The organism is Dapis hubbardiae BLCC-M172 (assembly GCF_050016015.1).
In the GTDB taxonomy this organism is placed as follows: Bacteria; Cyanobacteriota; Cyanobacteriia; order Cyanobacteriales; family Microcoleaceae; genus Trichodesmium.
The window spans coordinates 23,071-44,035 of sequence record NZ_JBNHEQ010000339.1; the positions used below are offsets into that span (position 1 = coordinate 23,071).

Genomic DNA, 20,965 nt, shown 5'->3' on the forward strand with positions numbered 1-20,965 from the left:
TTATTTAATTATTAATTATTCGGTAAGAAATTATATACAGAAATTAACGTTAAAAAGCAATTTATGCAATTGTGCCAAAACAAGATTCTCTTAAGCAAACTCCTTTACTCACTTCTCGATCGCCTATTGTTAAAATTGCCTCCCTATATTCCAAGCTGAGTTTACTTTCCATGGCTGATGTTCGATTTCGCAGAATGGTAGACCAAGTTGCAAAGCCTAGATCAAAGTTCAGGTCATACATTTTGTTTTGAACCCACGCATGAACACTTGTTTTGCGATGATAAGACTTTTCTGAGCGCAACAATAACTGCTTTTCTGTTTGGTAAGTATTCAAGAAGTTGAAATGATTGTTTCTTTCTTGACCAAATGTGCCATCCGCACTCCAAATAATCCCGTAATCTGGGAAAAACGCATAAACAAAATGGTAGCCCCAAAATCTGGGATAATTACCCTCATAAATTTTGCAATATCCTTCGGCTTTTTGAGTGCCATTTTCTCTATGGACTGTGCATTGAAGTTGTGGTTGATGGATAACAGAACGCTGATTTTCTTCACCTGGAACTCCCCAAGTGAATTGAGCTGTAACTTCAAATTGTACTTCTAGATTAGCTTCTGGTAAACAAATCGTTCCGGTTTGATTATTTTTTTGGATAGAGATATGGGGATTTGAGCTTCTTTGTTCCGAGGTATTAATCAGCTCGCGGGAATTACCCTTAGTGTCACTCCACCACGCTGAGTAATGCTCAAGGGTTTTGGTTTTGAAATGTCTAAGAGCAAGTAGAGAGCCATCTTCGAGAAAGAAATGGTATTGCTCATTGTAAACAGAAGTGAAAACAGAAAAATTGGTTTCAGGTACGAGATATATCTGTGCAGCACTAGTTTTTTTTGCCAGGATCAATGCTCCACCAATGCTACCTCCTTGAAACATATCCCTACCAATTCGATACAATCGACTGCGATGCTCATAAATCTCTTCACCGAAAACTTTGATTGATTCTTCTTTGGATTCGGTAAATTTCTGATAGCGTTCTGCTTTAAAACGTTTCCATCCGTTTGTTAAATCAATAAAACAAATATCAGTAAACCCTGCACTTTCCAAGTGATGTCGGTAGGTTTCACGGGTTGGCACGTAAGAAGATTTAAACACTTCTCTTAGAGTGGTTTTTACCTCTGGTGTCAGGGTACAATTGGCAACGTAATCTTCAACATAAATGTAGCCATTTTCTTTCAAAGCACGAAAACAGATTTCCAGGACTTTTTCACGCTCTTCAATATGTAATAAGGAGAGGAAGGAAATGATGTTGTCAAATGAATTAGGTAACAGGGAATCAAGGATTTTGGAACTGAGAACATTACCAGTGAGGTATTGGATGCGCCGATCGAGTCCCATCCGTTCGGTGAGTTCTTGGGCAATTTCACTAAAATCCTGTCTTAATTCCACACATTGGAGCTGACATCCCGTTTTATAGCTAATATATCGAGCTGGTCCACCCACACCACTTCCTATATCCAAAACGCGAGAATTGGAATTGAGCGATAAATAATCAATGGCGCGATCGCAAGCCTGACTACCAAAGTAGTGATATTGATCCAGATGACCCAAATCTAGTAAGTCTTGAATTTCTAAAGCTCCGGTAGCTTTTCCTTTTTGCTTAAGAGCTTGACGAATACTGTAAATGCGCCAATCGTAAAGTAAAGCTGCGTCTTTTGAGGAAAATTGATTCTCCGATTGTGGTAATGTCATTTCAGTTATCAGTTATCAGTTATCAGTTATCAGTACCTCTGTCTGTTTGCGCAGCATGATCTAGGAAAGTCAGAAGCTTGAAACCGTATGAAAAAAACTGTAGAAAAATGAAACAGCTTTGATCTTGATATTGGATTAACCAATACTGGCGCTCTCGGCACAGCTCACTATTCCCATCCTAGGGAATGCTACGCAAACGGCAGTAAATGCCCCTGGGAATTTCTTGTCTTATATTTGAAGACTACCATTAATGTCAGCATTAATCACTTTACCAGTTGCACTCCTGAATAAACCAAGTTTGACTCGCTTACCTACATAGTTTTCATGCTTAAGAAGAAGATTATAGTAGTCAATAGGAGTCAACGACTCAAAGGGAAGCAATCTCAAATCCTAGTTTTTCGTACCTCATGCGTAACATCAGACATCTAATTTGAGTCATGGTTACGGAGGATGTTTTAAAATCAACCTCTCACAGACTTGTTCAAACATCCTCTAAGATTTAGACACTGGACACCATCTGTTTAGCAGCAGAAATTTGCGCTGACATCTCCAACATCCGTTGCATAGGCTTGAGTGCAGCAATCCGAATATCTTCTGGTATGGTGATTTCCGGTGCCCGATTTTTCATTGCCAAATATAACTTTTCCAAACTATTCAAACGCATGTGGGGACATTCGTTACATGCACAGGTTGTTGCTGGTGCAGCAAGAAACTGCTTGTTTGGCATATGCTTTTCCATTTGATACAAAATACCAGGTTCAGTCCCCACGATAAATTTCTCCGCAGCACTTCGCTCACTATACTCAAACAAAGCCCTGGTTGAACCGATGAAATCAGCATGACGCAACACTTGCTCTTCACATTCGGGATGAGCAATAAATTCTGCTTGAGGATGTTCAATTTTGAGTTGTACAATCTTCTTTTCCGAAAAAATTTCATGAATCATACAACTCCCATCCCAAAGTACTAAATCTCTACCAGTTTGTTCGCTAACATAGCGACCAAGATTTTTATCAGGAGCAAAAATAATTGGCTGATCTTTAGGGATTTGATTAACAATCTCTACCGCATTAGAGCTGGTACAAATAATATCACTCATGGCTTTAACTGCAGCAGAGCAGTTAACATAACAGACTACTAAATGATCTGGATGGGCAGCTTTAAAAGTCGCAAATTCTTCAGGAGGACAACCATCAGCCATAGAGCAACCCGCATCTAGATCGGGTAATAATACTAACTTGTTGGGGTTAAGAATTTTGGCAGTTTCTGCCATGAAATGGACTCCAGCAAAAACGATTACATCAGCATCTGTAGTAGCAGCTTGCCGAGATAAAGTTAAAGAGTCACCCAAATAGTCAGCAATATCCTGAATATCTGGCTCTTGATAGTAGTGAACTAAAATAACTGCATTGAGCTCCTGCTTAAGAGCTTCAATAGCTCCGAATAAGTCATCTGGAATAGAGTTAAAGTCTGTATTTGTTTTTTTTGATTCCTTTATAAACATAGTTAGGTATTTTTTAGAAACTTTTTGCCAAATAAATATTAAGAAGGTTTCCGGCTCTCGAGCTCATAGCCTTCCTAAACAAAACATAAATCACTATAGCATAAATCAGAATTTGACTCTGGTCACTAGAACAAGAAATTTTCAAAAATTTTTATTAAATGTACTATAATGAGTTAGTTTATTAGGAATTTACACTACTTTTCTTTAGCTTTTTTTGACAAACAATCTCTGAAGAATATAGAAAAGTGCTAAATTTGGGTTTAAATATATAAAAATTAAAGATGATTTAGTTTTCAATCCCAAAAAAATAAAATGTTAATTTTTTGTGTTAGGCAGTCGTGAAAGTTCCAAGATTTACTGAACTTATTGGAAATACTCCCTTAATTGACTTGACTAAAATAGTCGGGGAAAACTCAGCATACCTATATGCTAAATGCGAGTTTATGAATCCAGGTTTAAGCTTGAAAGATAGAATGGCCAACTACATTCTGGATATTGCAGAAGCACAAGGCAAATTAAAAAGAGGGGATGTTATTGTTTGTTCTTCTAGTGGTAATACAGGTTGCAGCTTTGCTATCTTAGGTAAGATTAGAGGCTATCAGGTTGTTATTGTCACATCAGAAAAATGTAGCATTGAAAAGCAAAACCATATAAAAGCTCTCAATGCGGAATTAATTGTAGTCGATTATGATAGCTATATGAGTTACGGAACAGATTATGCCAAGAAAAATGGGTACTTTGATGTAGATCAATATAACAATATCTATAATCCAGAGGCATATTATAAAACTTTAGGACCAGAAATATGGAAAGACACAAATGGAGAAATTACCCACTTTGTGATGACTGGTTCTACCTTTGGTTGTATATCAGGTACAGCACGCTTTTTAAAGGAGTGCAACCCAAAAATTCAAGTTATATTGGCAGACCCTGTATCTTCAAATATTTATAATTACTACTACAGCAATATTAAAAATGATTTGAGTTTTAACTTAGTTTCTGAGCAATACTCAATTATTGAGGGTGCTGGAAAATCTAAACCGACAAAATGCTTAGATTTTTCTGTCATTGATGAGGTTATAAAGATTTCAGATGAAGAAGCGATTTCTACTTGCCATCAATTGGCTAATGATGAGGGTTTGCTTATTGGTGGTAGTAGTGGTCTCAACGTTTTTGCAGCTAAATTTATTGCTAATCGTTTAAATAAAAAAGGTGTCGTAGTTACAATACTCTGTGATAGTGGAATTAAGTATATATCCAAAATTTACAATAAAGAGTTTCTCAGAAAGTATAGCGCTACTTGAAAAGGGAATAGGGAACAGGGAACAGGGAACAGCCAACTGTCAAAGGGTTTCAGGATTTAGAAATGTCCTAACCTATTTGCGTAGTGCTATATCTATAGCAGAGTAAGTGCAAGTCTCTTTGTAAAGCTATCAAAGAAGCCTTCAACATATTTCCCTAACTATTCCTGACTTTGCTCTAAATCTTGAAAATTCGATCCCTATAATTAAATGTAGCGATCGCTCTCTTCTGTCACTTTCAGAGAGAGCTATTTTTTTCCTATCTAGCTATCAAGTCTGGTCTCAATTTTTTTGCCCCTCGCAAATAGGTATGCACAATTTTTTGGGCGTGAGTTTCCGGAATATTCACATGAATCAAAAATCTGATACAACGTTCTAAACTACCCTCAACGTGCATTTGCTGCACATCTAATAAAGGTACATTATTCCACTGAGGACGTTGGCGGGCGATCGCTGCTGGAAAAATAGCATCTAAGTCGCGAGTCACAGAAAAAGTTGTACTAATAATTTGCTCTGGATCTATCTGGTTATTTGCTTCTAGTTCATCTAGCAGTTCCGTTACTGCCTCTCGAATTGCCTCTATAGAATTTTCTGAGACTGTAGTTGCTCCACGAATTGCTTGAACTTGCCACGCCACGCCAAAATCCTCCCAATCAACAGTGTTGTACTTAAGTTTTACTAGCTATCAGCTTTTAGCCATCAGCTATCAGCTTTTAGTTGAGGAGTTCTGGAAATCTTCTCCTCAATGTCCCCAAAAAAAAATTCTGCTGATTGCCGACCGCTGACTGCTGATTGCTTTATTAAGGTCGATACAGCCACATAGGTAAGCCACTGGTAGATACTTCAAACTCTACCCAGCTTTGAGCAGCCGATAATTTTGATGATACCTGATTATTGCCCAAAACACGATTTAATAGAGATTTTGGTTTTTCTAAAGTACAACTCTCGGTCTTCTCTGGGTCTAAGTCCACCAATTTACAAGCCCATTTCCGGGCATCTTCCTCAGTACCTAAACGGTCTACCACACCTAGCTCTAATGCTTGTTGTCCTGTAAATATTCGCCCATCTGCAAAACTTCTCACAGTTTCTACAGCTATATTTCTTGCTTCGGCTACCGTTTGGACAAACTGCTGATAACTAATATCTATTAAATCTTGGAGAATTTGCTTTTCTGGATCGGTCATTTCTCGGTCAAAGGCTAATATATCCTTATACGGCCCAGATTTTACTACTTTAAAGGAAACTCCGACTCTTTCTAAAAGACGTTCTATATTGTTGCCTCGCAAAATTACGCCAATACTACCAGTAATCGTCCCTGGATTGGACATAATATTTTGGGCACCCATGCCAATATAAACACCACCGGAGGCAGAAATATTGCCGAAGCTTGCGACAATTTTGACTTTCTCTTGCAACCTTTTCAGGGCACTGTAGATTTCTTGAGAGTCAGCTACAGTACCTCCAGGACTATCTATTCTAAGTAACAGAGCCGGAAATTTTCTTTCTTCTACTGTTTTGAGTGCTTCTAATACTCGTTTTCGGGTGTCGCTGGCAATGACACCATTAATTTCTATTCGGGCAATTTGTTTACGATATCGGGGCTTAAATGGCCAAATCATGCTGTTTTTATTTCAGTTATCAGTTAACAGTTATCAGTACCAAGGGCTGAAACCAGAGGGTTGAAATACTGAATTTGATTTTTTTATCACTTTAAAAGAGGTAATACCTCATTTTTTGGTCAAAATACAAAAGTAACAGACTTTTTCGCTCATAACATATTAAAGTAAAATTGTCAATCAAAATAATACTAATCAATATTTTGACATATCACTATATTTTACTTTATGATTTATCAAATTAATAATCATACACATTTTTGTGAAAAATTGTTACAATTAGTAAAAATATTTTTACTAATTTTAGTAAATACCTATTTATAAAACTTATGCAGCTAAAACTGACTGTGCATTCAAAACTCCCCTTTGCACCACTCTTACTAATAGCTCCCTTTTTCTTCTGGGGAACTGCAATGGTAGCAATGAAAGGTGTTATTCCTCAGACAACACCATTTTTTATGGCAGCAATGCGTATATTGCCAGCAGGTATATTATTGTTACTGGTAGGAATGATTCAGGGAAGACCTCAACCACAACGTAAATTAGCTTGGTTGTGGATTTTATTGTTTGCCTTAGTAGATGGTGCTTTGTTTCAGGGGTTTTTGGCTGAAGGGTTAGTCAGAACAGATGCTGGTTTGGGTTCGGTGATGATTGACTCCCAACCTTTGGCAGTGGCTATTTTATCATTATGGCTATTTCAAGAGAGAATTAGATTTTGGGGTTGGTTAGGGTTAGGTATTGGTGTTATCGGTATTAGTTTAATTGGTTTACCTGATGAATGGATCGGGAGTTTACTGCATCCAGAAACAATAGAAGCGTCTCTGGGAATAGATGCACTGTTTCAAAGTGGAGAATGGTTGATGTTATTAGCATCTCTATCTATGGCAGTAGGAACAGTTTTAGTGCGTTGGGTTTGCAAATATAGTGATCCAGTGATGGCAACTGGTTGGCATTTGATTTTAGGTGGTGTTCCATTACTTGCTATTTCCGCAGGGTTTGAGTCTCAACAGTGGGTTAATATCGATGGGTATGGTTGGATAGCTATGGGTTATGCAGCTATTTTCGGCAGCGCGATCGCATACGGTTTGTTCTTTTATTTTGCTTCTTCGGGAAATCTTACGAGTTTAAGTGCTTTAACTTTTTTAACTCCAATTTTTGCTTTATTGTTTGGCAATTTCTTTTTAGGAGAGGTGTTGAGTTCGCTACAGTCTGTGGGAGTAGGTTTAACTTTAGTAAGTATTTATCTAATTAATCAACGGGATATATTAGCTCAGAAGTTGAAATTTAGCAGTTTAATAAAGGAAGATGTTTCCAATACCACTACAGGTAAATTATTGAAACAGTCTCAGCAACAACCAGTTAAAGTTACTGAAGACTTGTAGAAGTTTTGGTTTACTTGTGCAACTTTTGCACTATTTCTCTTGTTTGGTGCGTTACGACACAAAAGAGAAAAAGAAGAGTAGAAGGAAAAAGTTTTTTGGTTGCCTCAACGAGATGGGAAGTTCTATCGCGCTCTTATCCGGACATGGTATCATACTTCAAATTACCAACGCCCGAAAAATAAATAAACCTTTTAGTTATATTAGCTAAAGAAAGAAAAAGTCACAATCAAACATCCTTTTTCCTGCCTTTTTCGTAAAAATATCTTACCTGTTCCCAGTTAAGTGTTCCCTGTTCCCTACTTCTGCAAACAATCTATATCTTTTTCACGCCTAGGTCTATTGCACAAAATTGTAGGGGCGGGTTCGCGGTTACATTAACGAGTTGAACCATTAGATGAAATAACCCGCCCCAAAATAAATACCCACATTCATTAGTTGTGTCAGTCCACTACTATTAACTGAGAGCCAAAAATAATAATCGGAGCAAGAAACCTAATTTCTTACTTGGGTGCGTCAGTGCTATTGAAATTAAACAAAAGTTACTTGTCGGTAAAAAGTAAAATCTCTTTCTATCGGAGTTAATTGTGAAGAGTCATAACCTTCAACAATAGCAATAGGATCATTTTCAACTAAAATTGTGGCTCCAACCTCGCCTTGCACAATATCAAAATCAGACTGAGTATCAAGTATTATTTGATCTCCATCTGATGGATCGAAATTTTGAATTACAGCAACTCCTTCACCCAGATAAAAAGTTGTTACGCCTGCGAAAAAACCACGACCATTAACACTTCCTCTTCCCAAAATAAAGTTATCTTGACCTGCACTTCCCACCAAAGTATCAAATTCGTTACTACCATCACTATATCTTATAGTTGCCGAGGAAGTAAAGGCTTGAGATAGACCGACGAACCGATTAAACTCCTCTGATGTAACTTCTCCATCATTATTGAAGTCAGGACCTCCCAAACTGGAAAAACTAGGTCTGAAACTGACATCAACACCATAAATGTCTTTTTCTCCTTCGCCATATCCCAAAATTATATCGCTACCGGGAGTACCAGTAAAACGTGCAGAGCGTTGTTCAAATTGCCCATATTCTCTATAGTGATCTTGAGCTGTGACAAAAACACCATTATTAACTGCCTCAGCTACAGCAGAATTTTGCCCCAAATAGAATGAATCTACAAAACTGGTAGTCTGCAAATTTTCTGTACTACCAACTTGGATAAAATGAGAAAATCCACTTGGATAAGTACCTGTTTCTACCTGTAATGCTACATCATTATATTTCTGTAGGTAAAAGGTTTCATCATAGTCAGGACTTGTATTGCTGCGTCCCTCTTCATAACCATAATTAATGAAATGTTCTAGTCCTGATACGAATATATTTGTTTCTACGAGATTAGCTATATCGGGATTATTTTCTAAGTAGGTTGTTTCGTCATAGTAACGGGAAACTTGTGTACGTCCTTCTGCTAAACCATAACGCTGAAAATGATCTAATGCTGATGTTACTAGACCTTGAGTAATTGCTACATTAATATCTGGATATTTTTGTAGATAATATTCCTCGTCAAAAATATCAAAGTTCATTGAATTTATCCTCCAAAGAAATAATACAATTTCTTTCAGCGCTAGTGAATCAAGCTATGAAATCTAACTAGCATTTGAGTAATTGGTTGCCAGACAAAGCTTAGACAAATTCTCAATAGGTAATACTTGTGCATACTTACTTAAGCAATCAAAATTTCAAGAACATCATAGCCACGCATCACCAACACTTTTTATTATATCCCACTTAACTATATTGTAATTATTAAATATCATATCTTCCCAGCAAGTATAAATGGCTGAAACAATATCATATCAATGGTTTAAGCTGATTTACATTTTTTTACATACATGACAGGGTGGAAATCTAATTTCTGTCTGTAAAAATTATTATTGCTAGTATAAATATCAGCCCAGTATGGATTTGAGGCTATTTTAAAACTTAAGTTTTGTCTAAGTTTAGATATTGAAACACCTTGATTTGTTATAATGTTTTTGACAACAATCTTTACATTTTCACTACTGACACCTCTACACTTGAATTTACAGCGGTTTTCATTATTAAGTGAATATAATGGAAAAGATAAATAGATAATTCGTAATTGGTAATTTTGCAATGAACAAGTCCGTTAACAAGTTTAAAATTCAACCTAAAGTTATTTTCTCACCTAAGTATGATATTCGATTTTTTGGAATTGAGAATCTACATCCATTTGATAGTTGTAAGTATGGAAAAGTATGGAAAGAGCTTAAAAAAAGGTTGGGTACAAACTTAGATAAATGGAAAATATCCCCGAAGAGAGAAGCCTCAAAAGATGAATTATCTACTGTTCATACCCAGGCATATTTGTCTGATTTAATCACAAATTCTCAGTATCTTTCTCAAGCTCTGGAAATTTTGCCCTTAGCAATTATTCCTTATAAACTAATTGATAAATTTATTCTATCTCCTATGCGTCTAGCAACAATGGGAACTATTCTGGCAGCAGAATTGGCATTAGAAAACAGAATTACTGTCAATTTATCTGGTGGTTATCATCATGCAAGCAGAGAAAATGGTGAGGGATTTTGTATTTATTCAGATATTGGTGTTGCTATTTATCAACTTAGGCAAAGTGGCAAGATAAAATCTGATGATAAAGTTTTAGTTATTGATTTAGATGCTCATCAAGGTAATGGTATTGCCAGGATATTTTATGACGATAAAAATGTTTTGATTTTTGATATGTATAACAAAGATATCTATCCACAAGATCAACGGGCGAGGAAAAGAATAGATGTTGATATTCCTCTTCATTCTGATACAAAAGATTCTGTATACCTTGGTGAATTAAAGAAAAAACTGCCTTTATTTCTAGAGAATCAAAAAGATGCAAAAATTGCTTTCTATAACGCTGGTACTGATATTTATAAAAAAGATCCTCTAGGTCAATTACACATATCTAAGCAAGGAATTTTAGAGAGAGATAAATTTGTTTTCGATAGTCTAATAAGTTATAATATTCCATGTACTATGGTTTTGGCTGGTGGATATATAAAAGATAGCTACAAATTAATAGCTAATAGTGTTTACTATATTTTGACAGAACTATAGAAAAAATTCGTAAATTTGCAATTTATAGAAATAATTAAAACTAAATTCCTTAGCAAAGAATACGTTAGGGGATTTTTTGACTTTTGAATTATTATATTAAGTCTGGATAAATACTAACTGTAAAAGTGCGAACGCTGTTTTAAGGTGCGTTACATTGCATTAATGCACCAAACCCAAACAACACATAACCAATCCATAATCGTGCGTTACGGCACAAAAGAAAAAATGTTTTCTATGTTGACAAATAAGTGCCTAACACACCCTACTATTTACTATTCTCTCTACTTTTTAATTATGCCCCTATTTTAGCCTATATTGAAATGACTAAAATTATTTAGCCTCAAGATTTTTCTGTAAAATTCGCCGAAATTTGTAAGTTATTAAGATTAGTTTGATAGAAAACAAAATTAATCTTTGTAACTGTTTCTGGTAAATCAAATCCTACTGTTCCATTCCCTCCTTTTATGTATATATCATTATTTAGAGAATTAAAAATTCTATCTTGATTATTTGGTTCAAGAGGTTGATTATTAACTTCAAGTTTAAATAATTTTTCCTCTGCTCCGTCTCCTATTCCATTAATGTCTAAAAATAGTCGTTTGTTATTTAGAGAAGATAATGTAGGCTCCCCGTCAATCACATATCCTCCGCTACCAGTAACTGTTAAAACAATATCTTGCCCCGATCTTTGTACTTCTACATCTCTGTAACTACTGCCAGAATTTGTTGCTAAATTAAATGACTCTAATGGTGCTACATTTTGTGATGATAATTCTTTAATTAAATAGTTTGATTGCAGAAGAAAACTACAATCTTCTTCCTCCGAACTTGATTGAATATCTCCTAATTTTTGATTTATTTTATCATCATCAATTCCTAACAAATAAACTTGAAAATCATTCTTTTTAACTGCAGGTGATGAAAGTTTTGAATTTTTTGAATTTTTTAAATTTATATCATAGTCTTTACCTGCAAGAAACCCTTCCCGATAACACTTTCGTTGCTGGTTTAGATCAAAATAACTGCTAATAATCCAAACTTTAGTCTTCTTCTTGATTAATCCATCGTTACCAATAAAATCTTGAGATGATATGTTCCCAGATATTCCGATCTTACCATCATTTTTGTCCCTATTTAACTGAAGTTCATTTGCTGTTAGGACAATTTTCATTTCTCCTAGGAAGGGGTATTTTTTACATTCTTCAATATTAAAAGAATATTTAAGTTGATTCTCAATTAGTTTATTAAGGCACTTTTCTGTTTGAGATAAATGATCGAATTTTTCTTGAGAGATGATTTTATTTGAATTTACACCTATTATTGCTCCATAGCTAGCAAAACCCATTCCAAAAGCAGCAACAATTGTTCCCAAATAGGTTATAATTGGATATTTTTGAACAATTTCTATTACCTTTGATAACGCATTCGATTCTTGGCGTTCTGTTTCTGGATCGTTAGACTCACTCATAATAATTAAACTCCGGAAACTATCCGATACTTACTTATTACCTAGTTCTAGTATCAAACCCGGATATTTACTTAATGACTATAATTAATTACCAGTAAAAAAAATACACAATTATTCATTATTAAATTACTGCATCCCTTAACCCTTTTTTTCACAACCAACTAGCAAACTCGGTGGTAAAGCGATCGCCTAAAATAGCATCCCGAATACGTTGAGTAAACCTAATCAATTCTGTAACATTATGAAGCGACAAAAGAGTAAAACCCAAAGCTTCCTTTGCTCTAACCAAATGAGCAAGATAAGCGCGACTAAAATTTTGACAACAATAACAAGGACAAGACTCATCTAGTGGCCTAAAATCTTCTCTAAACTTAGCATTCTTCAAATTCCATCGCTCACCCTTAACCAATGCTGCCCCATGTCGCCCCAAACGAGTCGGAATTACACAGTCAAATAAATCTATACCCGCAGCGATCGCCCGTACCATTTCCCTATGAGTGCCAACACCCATCAAATAACGAGGTTTATCCTCCGGTAATAAAGGAGTTGTCACCTTCACAATATTATCTATTAACTCGCCAGGTTCTCCCACACTTACTCCACCAATAGCATAACCAGGCAAATCCAAATCTACCAACTGCCTAGCTGCTCTAGAACGCAGATCGCCATAAACACCACCTTGAACAATACCAAACAAAGCTTGATCCTGACGTTGATGAGCCTCCATACAACGCTGCAACCATCGATAAGTGCGATTTGTTGCCAACTCCACCTCTTCCCGACTCGCTGGGTAAGGAGGACACTCATCAAAAGCCATAATCACATCCGCTCCTAATTCGTTCTGAATTTGGATCGAACGTTCTGGAGTCAAATCAATCATACTACCATCACGAGGCGAGCGAAACTTAACTCCTGCTTCGCTAATAGTTCGGATGTCTCCCAAACTAAATACTTGGAAACCTCCAGAGTCAGTTAATATTGGCCCATTCCAAGCCATAAATTTATGTAAGCCACCAGCACCAGCGACTATACTTTCTCCCGGTTGCAAATGAAGATGATAAGTATTTGCCAATATCATCTGCGCACCCGCTGCCTCTAACTGAGCAGGTGTCAGAGTTTTCACATTGGCCAAAGTCCCCACAGGCATAAATCTAGGTGTATCTATATTGCCATGAGGAGTCGAAAAAACACCAGCACGAGCTTTTGTATAGCTACAAACAGCCTGAGAATGAAAGGAAAAGTTTTGGGACATGGGATAGTATAGCGCTACGGGCAAGTCAAAAGTCAGAAGTTATAAATAACTGAGTTTGAGCATTTATAAATGTCTGCGCCCTATTTTGGGTATTGGTATTATACAGTTTTTCGGAAGTCATGCATCATCTAGACCCCACGTTGCTGACACCCGCAAGATAACCCTTGGTAAGACAGTCAAAGGTCTAAAGTTAAAAGTAAAATTTTATAGACTAAAAACTTTGACTCGCTCAGTAATTCGAGGTAATTATTTCACATTTTAAAGTGAATTAATATAAATTTTGGTAACTCAAACATTTTACCTTTTAACTTAAAATGGACAATCATCATCATCCACCTGCACATCCCAATTAGAGGACAAAACTTGATCCATCACTGCATCAAAAGCTGCAGCATTAATATTTCTGCTAGTTTCTTCTTGCATGGGGTTTGACAGGGGAATTAGTCTTAACTGGCGGCCTTCGTTAACTAAATCAAAGTATGTTTCTTCACATGGGGACTTCCCAAGTTCTAGGTAGTCAAAACTAAGTACATTCAAATATATTGAGTGATTAGCAACTAAGGTGGATCTTTGGCGATCGGCAAATACTTCTAGTATGTATCCTTCTCCCTGGCTTTGAATTTGGCCATCTTGACTATGGATATAGCGGACTCTTCCTAAATCTATCAATAGTCTTTGCATATCACGTTTGTTGACAAGAATACCATTGTCAATTATACAAGGTGCGGATACCCTGTGGTTAGAATTATTGGAACTCATATAGCAAAAGCCTCTGATTTGGTAGACAGTTATTCAGAACAATTTTTTTTGTTCTTAGTTATGAGATAGTGCTATTTCTATTCCAATTCTGGCACAGTTTTTCTGAATATGAACCAATAATATCTCTTTTAGCAGCATTATTTAATTTTTGAAGCGATTTTAACGAAGTCAGATAGGGGAGCCATCGGATTGAGGACCTACAAAAGTGATTTTTGTAACGGCGATTTCTTAAGTTAGAAGTTATAAGTTAAATTCTTAATTTGACATACTCTCCGCGCCTAAAGGCCCGGAGATTCTCCTGAAAACAGGATTCTTGGTTCAATGAGTCCACTTAAATCAGATACGCAAGCGATACCTAAGCCAGAGATGGTTCTCTCCCCAAGCGTTTACTCTATTTCAAGAGCCTGTTCCTGTATGCCCTACGGTACAGTTCAAACAAACCAAAAACTTTGGTTCTCTGGTACTTGTTGCTTAGAGCTTTTCCATACACAAGCATATAGATGTGCAAAACCCCATAACTCTTCTCTTGGTCAGCATTCCGCAAGCGAGCTGACGGCGACGCGGGGTCTGACCGCAGTTTTCAAGGTAAATGGCGCTACTGATTAAGTAGCTAGGTTTTTAGAGTGGTTGAATACCTTTCCACTTTTTCTAGCATAACACAAAGTCCCTCTAAAAGGGGGAGGCTTTAAACCCAATTTTTCGGTAATTTAATTTTAAAAATATCCTAAACTTATTACCATATAAAATTTATTTTGTCAACTCATATTGTGTTTGGATAATTTAGTTATAAATAAAATACTCAAGTAGGGAAGTTCTATAAAACGCCCCCACTCTTTTCACCTATTCCTCAAGATAAAAAATTTTTGGTGGTAAATATTGATACAACTAATTAGGAAAATTCTGGCAAAGCTCTGTGCTGGAATTGCTTTTTATACTTGTTTACCAATTCCCCATGATTGGAATTTGGATTTTCACGGTATTGCTCGTTTTGCTCCATTAATTGGATTGATAGTTGGAGGTATTCAGGGTTTAGTAGATATGGGGTTAGAGTCTTTAGGGATGCCTATACTTACTAGGTCTGCTGTAACGATTATATCTGGAATTGCTGTAACTGGTGGTTTACACTTGGATGGGGTGATGGATACTGCTGATGGGTTAGCAGTGCCAGACCAAAAACGACGACTAGAAGTTATGACAGATAGTGCTACAGGAGCTTTTGGTGCAATGGCAGCGATCGCTCTACTGCTACTAAAAATTACAGCTTTAACAGATTTAGAGAGCGATCGCTTCTTAATATTAATGGGGGTAGCAGGTTGGGGAAGATGGGGTCAGTTAGTAGCGATCGCTCGTTATCCCTATCTCAAACCAACTGGAAAAGGAGCATTTCACAAACAGGCAAAATATTCTATTTGGGATTTTTTACTAGGGGTAGTTTTATTACTGAGTCTGAGTGGAATTCTGATTTTATTAGATCCTCAAAATTGGTTAGTAGGTTGTGGAATGGCAATAGGAGGAATAGCGATCGCTCTACTAACAGGTGCTTGGTTTAACCGTTGTTTGGGTGGTCATACTGGCGATACTTACGGCGCAGTGGTTGAATGGACGGAAGCATTATTATTGTGTGTTTTGGTTACTTTGGAATCAAGAATTGGGTTGTTGTGAAAAAATTTTTACCGAAAAATTAGCCAAAGGAAAACTATCACAATTTGAAAAAAAACTGCTAAACTAGACAGATAAAAATCAATAGGAATTTTTAAAGATCGGAAGTCGAATTTTCGGTTCTAATGCGTAAGTCCTGCCTTATTTATTTCGTCGTTGTCTTCGTCGTTGTCTTCGTTCCTTTCTTTTGGCTTTAGCGGCACGACGCATTTCAGTTTGATTAGACCGTTTTTTCAACTGTTGATTGGGGTATTAATCTCTGAAAATACATCTTTTCCTGACTCGCCAAATTTTAATTCTAATGCTATTTCTATTCCAGAAAGTATTCCACGTTTTTCACCTTGTTGTTGACCAATTTTTACTCCTTCTTCTAAGATTTGTTGATACCAAGGAGATTGTTGTAAAACTGCCATATCCCACCTCATTATTTGTTGTACTATTTCCGTATTTAATATAAATGTAGCAAAAAATGCCTAAATAATTGATAATGAAAACTATCTCTAATTATCAATTATTAATTACCTTTGGTTAAAACCGAGAGGATTGAATCAAGTATAGAAATCTCCTAAATAATGGATAATTGATAATGAAAACTATCTCTAATTAGAGATTATTAATTGCCTTTGGTTAAAAACGAGAGGATTGAATCAAGTATAGAAATCTCCTAGCACTTTTTTCTCCTAAAAAAAAGTAGAAGCTTTAAACCTCTGAAGATTAATTATCCATTATCCATTATCCATTAATGTCTGTACCTACTCCCTCAGAATGAAAATTCTACCCTAATTCCAACTCCTAACTCTTAGGTTGTATCCAAACTTTCATTCCCTCTACCCTCAGAGACTTGTTGCGAGTACCACAATATTGACCATTAGTATAAACAGGCAAATCTCCCATATTTTGCACATGAGCAGTGTAGAATATATCATAACTACCAGCTTGAGGACCTGTAAGTCGCATGGCAAATCCTTCTAGTCTACGCGCTTTTCCACGTTCCCCTGCTAATTTTCCAGCTTCTAACCAAGGAGTATCACCAACTCCACCAATATGTGCCATATATTCCAAATTTAACCCAAGAATAGGGGGTTCTATATTAACTTGAAAAGCTTCGACACGGAAACCTTGACCGCGAGTACCTGCATATTCTCCAGCAGCAAAGGAGCGATCGCCAATATTTTGTATATGAACTATAACTTTTAATCCTACAGAAACTCCTGACGGTTTATTGGTAGTTTTTCCAAACATAATATTTGGTCTTTCAATTTTCGGAGAATTTTGAGGTGTTTCTACTCCAGGAAGAATAATAATTTCGTCTAGGGGTTTTGCTGGTGTCGGATCTTCTAAAATCATTATATCTGGATCGTCAATAGATGGTTTATTAGGTTCGCCACCACCAGATGGTACTACTATTAAAGGTGGTAAATTGGTAGTAGTTGTTGACTTTTGGGGATTAGTTGGTTGAGTAGCAATATTTTTAGTTTGTTCTAATTCTTCTAGTGCAGGTAATTTAATTCTAGCTGTTGTTGGTAAAGAATTATTGGCAATTATCAGCTTTCCTCTGGATATAGCTAACATTAATTTTTTGCCAAAGGTTATGTTAACTTTTTCCTCCAATTCCAACCATTGTTCGTCATCTAAATTTTTCCCTTGTTTGACAAGTTTTAATACTGCTGAAAGTGGATGTCTATTTTCAATTAAAGCTTGAGCATCATCAGGTAATTTTTCAGATTTTGTCTGATAAATTATTTGATATAATTGTTGAGCTTGTGCTTTAACTGATTGTAAAGGAGCAAATTCTGGTTGTTCTTGATGAGCGATCGCCAAAATTTGATTAAGAATATCTAAAGCTGGTTGACTGTTTGATAATTCTGTGGTTTTTGTAAGTGCTTTGATTAAGTTTTCTAAGTCTTTTAAGGAAGATATTGCCCCAATAGACACTTGAGATGTTTGTGCCAATTTTAGTCCCTGGTCTTTCAGGTCAGCAAAATCTTTACAGTAGGCCATAAGTTCTTCTAGTAAACTTTCTGAGGGAGGAGTACCTACATTTTGTAATTCTTTAGCTGCTAGGGAGAGGCGAATACCCAAGTTAGGAAAATTGCCTGATAGGGATGCTAGTTTCTCTAACAAGTTATGATGAGTTCTTTCCATGCTGTTGTTACGGTAAAATCGTACAGTCACAATTTTACCGCTTCAGGAAAAATAATAATTCTCCTATTGCCAGTTTAAGACTAGAGATGCTATCCTGAAAATTATATGTTAGGGCGCGTAGCTCAGTGGATAGAGCACCAGATTCCGGTTCTGGGTGTCGGGGGTTCAAATCCCTCCGTGCTCGTTGGAGGAAGTAAGGCAGAAAGCAGAAGGAAAAAAATATCTTAGAAACAGGGTTTCTTAAGGAACTACTCCTTATCATGTAAAGACATTGTATGCAACGTCCCTACTCACTACTCCCCAAATAACTAATTACCACCAAAAGTAGGGTTTGACTGAGGTGGAGGAGCAGTTAATACAGATTGATTGTAGGGATTAATCAGATCGGGAGTCCGAATAACTGGGGTACTAGAAAATTGTCGTCTTTGTTCATCTATATATAACTGATTAACTCGGCGATTATCATTTTCAATAGCTTGCTCTGGGTACTTGGGAATACCAAAAAAACGACCCATTTGGTGTAAGAGGTCTCTTTTCTCAAAAAAGTTACCAGAACGTCTTTGAGTTGCTCGGTTAAACCCTTCTGCAAAAGGTTGATACGTTCCAGCAGGATCTTCTGGATGTCCCGCTTGAGCCATCTGGACAGATGTTAGGGTCGCGATCGCAGAAAAAAGAATTGTGCCACTAAGACTTTTCCAATTTATGGCCATAAATTATAATTTATTTAGATTATTACTGCTAAATTGCTCGTATTATAGCAGCGAGATTCTCAAGATAGGGAATAGGAAATAGTCTTAAACTGTGCCTCAATATCCTCAAAAGTGCTGTAAGTTTTTTTAGTATCAGTCAGAATAATGGGAAAATTAAATTTGAGTCTGGATTGTTTTCCTCAAAACTGATACTTATCTCATAGTTACCAAATAATCTAGAATCCGGTTATACGATTCTTAACTTTTGAATTTTAACTTTTTTTCGGCTTTGATATGACAAACCAAATTACATCTCTAAATTCTTCATCTTTAGCTACTGGCGATATAACAACTATTAGACAACAACTACTCGATCTGTTATGTCGCTTAGCTTATCGTGAGGGAAATTTTGTACTATCCTCTGGGCAAAGTAGTTCCTATTATATAAATGGTAAATATGTGACTCTTCATCCCCTGGGCGCTCTGATAATTGGCAGATTATTATTGTCCATGTTACCTGAAGATACTCAAGGGGTAGCAGGTTTAACATTGGGTGCCGATCCAATTGTGACTGCTGTGAGTGTTGTATCTGCTTATGAAAATCGACCTATACCAGCTTTAATTATCCGCAAACAAGCTAAAGGACATGGCACAATGTCTTACATTGAAGGCCCAATATTAGAAGCTAATGCCAAAGTAGTTGTTTTGGAAGATGTCGTAACAACTGGAGCATCAGCAATGATGGCAGTTAATCGACTACGAGAGGCAGGTTATCAGGTTAATCAGATTTTTTCTCTTGTTGATAGACAACAAGGTGGTGGAGAATTTTATGAGAAAGAAGGTATTGAGTTTGAGTCAATATTTACAATCTCAGAATTACAAGAAAATCTGAAAAATCTTAATGATAAAAATGACGACTAAAGCCGATTTTACAGACTCAGAATGGGAGTTATTATTACAGGCAATTACTTTGATTACGATGATAGTTATTGGTTCGGATTTTACACTTTTCTCGGCAGTAAAAGAAGTTTTGACTTTGCCAAAAATCAGAAACAAAACTAAGTCTAATTATCAAAATAATCAACTTATTCAGGGTTTATTAGCAGATACTTCTGATGCCGACAAAACAACTCAAATAAATGAGATAGAAAATTCAGAAAATTTTGCCGATTTTCTGGAAAACGCACTAGAAAAACTTAAAGCTGCGGTAGCGATCGCTCATCTTAAAGCTAATCCTATAGAAGCTCAAGAATACAAAAAATTTCTCTATGAAATAGCTAATGAAATAGCTAATGCTTCTGGAGAAGGAATATTTGGCACAGGACCTAAAGTTAGTCAAAAAGAAGCTATAGTTCTAGAGCAAATCAAAAAAGTTCTAGAACTATAGAATTATATTAATTGATTGGATTAAATATCAGGATATGAGAAACTATACCGTTTCACGGAAGTCAAAATTTAAAAGTTAAGATGTTATAGGATCAAAACTTTGATGCTACAGTAATTGAAGCAAATTATTTCACATTTTTAATTTGAAACTATTTGTGACATCTTTCAAGTGAATTGATCTAGAGTTAGATTTTCTCCGTTAATCTTCTCGCCATTCTTCTTTACCAATCAAATCAATAATACGGTCTCTAGACAGAAAGTTATTTCTCTCTAATTATGACTCAATTTCATCCCAATCTTGATTAGGAATATACCAACTGAGAGTATAAATAGATTGATGACGACTAATAAGTTTTTGCCTTAATAATTCCTGTACTTCATCCTTGATAACATCAAGAGAATAGATAGTAGCTTGAACCATTGGATTTCTCCTAAGCTTAGATATTGTTAAACAGACAATTAACCAGAATTACTAATTTCGAGTGAAGCTTTTTGTCAAAAATCGAACTCATATCTAGAAACATAAATCTGATTATCCAGGAAATATTTTTGTCTTGCTGTATTTGCTGTAACGTGTTAAAAAGCTGATTTTTGGTAAGTTGAATAACTAACTTTAAAAATTTAGATATGTGTAGACTTTTCCGATTTACTGAAATCACAATTCAAAAGTTAATGTAGTGGACTGACACAGTTAAAATGTAGCAATATGTAGGGGCGGGTTTTAGCTAGAATTTTAATGCTTACTCTAAGATTTACCGAATCATTAATAATTAATTGTTAATTAAATAATTGTGGTTTAAAGCCTCCCCTTTGAAGGGGAAAAAAAGTGCTAGGATATTTCCCAATCTTCAATCAAGAAAGGTTTTAACCAGAGGTAATTATCAATTATCCATTATCAATTATCAATTATTG

17 protein-coding genes, 1 tRNA gene and 1 pseudogene are annotated in these 20,965 nt (G+C 36.0%); 7 read left to right on the forward strand and 12 right to left on the reverse strand.

Annotated elements, in window-relative coordinates; translation table 11 throughout:
* Positions 1-61: 61 nt before the first annotated feature.
* On the reverse strand, positions 62-1,744 hold the full coding sequence (locus ACP6PK_RS31470) for a methyltransferase domain-containing protein (RefSeq protein WP_426565718.1): 1,683 nt from the start codon (positions 1,742-1,744) through the stop codon (positions 62-64).
* 499 nt (positions 1,745-2,243) lie between these two features.
* The gene (gene nadA / locus ACP6PK_RS31475; protein ID WP_426565720.1) at positions 2,244-3,248 is read right to left on the reverse strand and encodes a quinolinate synthase NadA; all 1,005 of its coding nucleotides are present in this window, start codon (positions 3,246-3,248) and stop codon (positions 2,244-2,246) included.
* Positions 3,249-3,586: 338 nt separating this feature from the next.
* Here nadA and ACP6PK_RS31480 point away from each other — a divergent pair, with 338 nt between their 5' ends.
* Positions 3,587-4,552 (forward strand): PLP-dependent cysteine synthase family protein, encoded by a 966-nt coding sequence (locus tag ACP6PK_RS31480; RefSeq protein ID WP_426565722.1) that lies wholly within the window; start codon positions 3,587-3,589, stop codon positions 4,550-4,552.
* Between the two features lie 256 nt (positions 4,553-4,808).
* Here ACP6PK_RS31480 and aroH read toward each other — a convergent pair whose 3' ends face one another.
* The gene (gene aroH, locus ACP6PK_RS31485; RefSeq protein ID WP_094677655.1) at positions 4,809-5,186 is read right to left on the reverse strand and encodes a chorismate mutase; all 378 of its coding nucleotides are present in this window, start codon (positions 5,184-5,186) and stop codon (positions 4,809-4,811) included.
* Positions 5,187-5,349: 163 nt separating this feature from the next.
* On the reverse strand, positions 5,350-6,168 hold the full coding sequence (gene sppA / locus ACP6PK_RS31490; protein ID WP_426565724.1) for a signal peptide peptidase SppA: 819 nt from the start codon (positions 6,166-6,168) through the stop codon (positions 5,350-5,352).
* Positions 6,169-6,494: 326 nt separating this feature from the next.
* On the opposite strand from sppA, the gene ACP6PK_RS31495 reads away from it, so the two are divergent.
* Entirely contained in the window at positions 6,495-7,547 is a 1,053-nt protein-coding gene (locus ACP6PK_RS31495) for a DMT family transporter (RefSeq protein WP_426565726.1), read from the forward strand.
* Positions 7,548-8,075: 528 nt separating this feature from the next.
* On the opposite strand, the gene ACP6PK_RS31500 is transcribed toward ACP6PK_RS31495, so the two are convergent.
* Complete coding sequence (locus ACP6PK_RS31500; RefSeq protein WP_426565728.1) at positions 8,076-9,143, reverse strand: calcium-binding protein; 1,068 nt, start codon at positions 9,141-9,143, stop codon at positions 8,076-8,078.
* A gap of 574 nt (positions 9,144-9,717) precedes the next feature.
* Between ACP6PK_RS31500 and ACP6PK_RS31505 the strand changes: the two genes are divergently transcribed.
* Complete coding sequence (locus tag ACP6PK_RS31505) at positions 9,718-10,695, forward strand: histone deacetylase family protein (protein WP_426565730.1); 978 nt, start codon at positions 9,718-9,720, stop codon at positions 10,693-10,695.
* Positions 10,696-11,035: 340 nt separating this feature from the next.
* On the opposite strand, the gene ACP6PK_RS31510 is transcribed toward ACP6PK_RS31505, so the two are convergent.
* The 3 genes from ACP6PK_RS31510 to ACP6PK_RS31520 form a co-directional block, all read right to left on the reverse strand.
* Positions 11,036-12,163 (reverse strand): hypothetical protein, encoded by a 1,128-nt coding sequence (locus ACP6PK_RS31510; protein WP_426565732.1) that lies wholly within the window; start codon positions 12,161-12,163, stop codon positions 11,036-11,038.
* Between the two features lie 151 nt (positions 12,164-12,314).
* A complete protein-coding gene (gene tgt, locus ACP6PK_RS31515; RefSeq protein ID WP_426565734.1) occupies positions 12,315-13,415 on the reverse strand; it encodes a tRNA guanosine(34) transglycosylase Tgt in 1,101 nt (366 codons plus the stop codon).
* Positions 13,416-13,724: 309 nt separating this feature from the next.
* Positions 13,725-14,174: a hypothetical protein gene (locus tag ACP6PK_RS31520; protein ID WP_426565736.1), complete on the reverse strand. Its 450-nt coding sequence runs from the start codon at positions 14,172-14,174 to the stop codon at positions 13,725-13,727.
* Positions 14,175-15,053: 879 nt separating this feature from the next.
* Here ACP6PK_RS31520 and cobS point away from each other — a divergent pair.
* A complete protein-coding gene (gene cobS / locus ACP6PK_RS31525; protein WP_426565748.1) occupies positions 15,054-15,836 on the forward strand; it encodes an adenosylcobinamide-GDP ribazoletransferase in 783 nt (260 codons plus the stop codon).
* 230 nt (positions 15,837-16,066) lie between these two features.
* On the opposite strand, the gene ACP6PK_RS31530 is transcribed toward cobS, so the two are convergent.
* Both ACP6PK_RS31530 and ACP6PK_RS31535 read right to left on the reverse strand, forming a co-directional pair.
* On the reverse strand, positions 16,067-16,246 hold the full coding sequence (locus ACP6PK_RS31530) for a hypothetical protein (protein ID WP_426565738.1): 180 nt from the start codon (positions 16,244-16,246) through the stop codon (positions 16,067-16,069).
* Positions 16,247-16,625: 379 nt separating this feature from the next.
* Entirely contained in the window at positions 16,626-18,008 is a 1,383-nt protein-coding gene (locus tag ACP6PK_RS31535) for a hypothetical protein (RefSeq protein ID WP_426565740.1), read from the reverse strand.
* An 81-nt stretch (positions 18,009-18,089) separates the two neighbouring features.
* Here ACP6PK_RS31535 and ACP6PK_RS31540 point away from each other — a divergent pair.
* Positions 18,090-18,162 (forward strand) — tRNA-Arg (locus tag ACP6PK_RS31540).
* Positions 18,163-18,286: 124 nt separating this feature from the next.
* On the opposite strand, the gene ACP6PK_RS31545 is transcribed toward ACP6PK_RS31540, so the two are convergent.
* On the reverse strand, positions 18,287-18,688 hold the full coding sequence (locus tag ACP6PK_RS31545) for a hypothetical protein (protein WP_426565742.1): 402 nt from the start codon (positions 18,686-18,688) through the stop codon (positions 18,287-18,289).
* Positions 18,689-18,961: 273 nt separating this feature from the next.
* On the opposite strand from ACP6PK_RS31545, the gene pyrE reads away from it, so the two are divergent.
* Positions 18,962-19,588: an orotate phosphoribosyltransferase gene (gene pyrE, locus ACP6PK_RS31550; protein ID WP_094674560.1), complete on the forward strand. Its 627-nt coding sequence runs from the start codon at positions 18,962-18,964 to the stop codon at positions 19,586-19,588.
* Positions 19,578-20,054, forward strand: coding sequence for a hypothetical protein (locus tag ACP6PK_RS31555; protein ID WP_426565744.1), 477 nt, complete (start codon positions 19,578-19,580; stop codon positions 20,052-20,054). The genes pyrE and ACP6PK_RS31555 overlap by 11 nt, the downstream gene beginning before the upstream one ends.
* Positions 20,055-20,252: 198 nt before the next feature.
* Here ACP6PK_RS31555 and ACP6PK_RS31560 read toward each other — a convergent pair.
* Positions 20,253-20,474: pseudogene (locus ACP6PK_RS31560) on the reverse strand (DUF4327 family protein).
* Between the last annotated feature and the right edge of the window lie 491 nt (positions 20,475-20,965).